The organism is Hyphomonas sp., assembly GCF_040882205.1.
In the GTDB taxonomy this organism is placed as follows: domain Bacteria; phylum Pseudomonadota; class Alphaproteobacteria; order Caulobacterales; family Hyphomonadaceae; genus Hyphomonas.
The window spans coordinates 1-1031 of record NZ_JBBEBT010000115.1 but is presented as its reverse complement, the minus strand read 5'-3'; the positions used below and the strand labels follow the sequence as shown (position 1 = coordinate 1031).

Genomic DNA, 1031 nt, shown 5'->3' with positions numbered 1-1031 from the left:
ACGCAGCCTGCGGCGCTCCGCAACCTCGCCATGGGCGGCAAGGATGCGATACATCGTGCGGATCGAACACAGATAGACGCCTTCATCAAGCAAGGTGGCATAGACCTCGGTCGGGGTCTGATCCGCGAAGCGGGGCGTGCGCAAGTGGGCAAGCACCTGATCCCGTTCACTTGTCCGCAAGGCGCGTGAGACAGCTGGCCGAGGTTTTGTCGCGCGAGGCGGAGCGATCAGCGCCGTGCGATGCCGATGCACAGAGGCCCGCGACACCTCCAAGGCCGCGCAAACCGCCGTCGTCAGGCCGCTGCCAGGGATCAATGCCACAACGGCGGCCATCACGACTTGCCGCTGCTGCCGGATGCCTGGTCCATCTCGTCCAGAAGCGCGGCCACTTTTTTTTGGATGGCGATGATCGCTTCCGCCTGATCGAGGCGGCGGCGCAAGGCGGCATTCTCACGATTGGCCTTGGCCAGTTCGGCCTGCAAAGGGTTCACTGCTGCCTTTTCGGGACCACGCGCGCGGGGCTGCAACGCACCCAGAGTGCCGGCTTCGCGCTGACCCCGCCAGTCGCTCAAGGCCGAGGAATACAGGCCCTCACGCCGCAGAATGGCCGAAATACCGCCCGTTTCCACGGCGCGGTCGGTCTCCGCCAGGATCTGCAGCTTGTATCTTGCCGAGAAACTGCGCCGCTTCGGCACTGCAGTGAATTCGGCCGAAGCCACTTTGGGCCCCGCCACAACACGGGCAGGAGAAGCCGTCGAAGCAGAAATCTCAGGCGCGGCAGGCAAGGGCGTGGGCAGACGTTCGGGCATTACCATCAGATCGTTCTCCTACGCCCTCGAGTGTAAACTTCAGACTGTCAGATGTCTCACTCTTGTTGGCACGGAGGGGTGGGCTGATGATAACGGGGAAAGGGGCTGTCATGCCTCAGGCGGGAATTACGCAACAACGCCTCGCGCAATGCCCAACGCCGAATAATAGTAACCGCCCGATAGGGACCGCCATTCAGGCGGCGGCGGCTTGATCGGCGCCAG

At 63.4% G+C, this 1031-nt stretch carries 1 protein-coding gene; it reads right to left on the bottom strand.

Annotated elements, in window-relative coordinates; translation table 11 throughout:
• Nucleotides 1-332 precede the first annotated feature (332 nt).
• The gene (locus WEA77_RS04570; RefSeq protein WP_368066683.1) at nt 333-815 is read right to left on the bottom strand and encodes a transposase; all 483 of its coding nucleotides are present in this window, start codon (nt 813-815) and stop codon (nt 333-335) included.
• Nucleotides 816-1031 lie beyond the last annotated feature (216 nt).

Bases quoted from the DNA above. Each gene is read 5' to 3' on its own strand.
- WEA77_RS04570 (WP_368066683.1), bottom strand. From the start codon at position 815: ATGGTAATGCCCGAACGTCTGCCCACGCCCTTGCCTGCCGCGCCTGAG.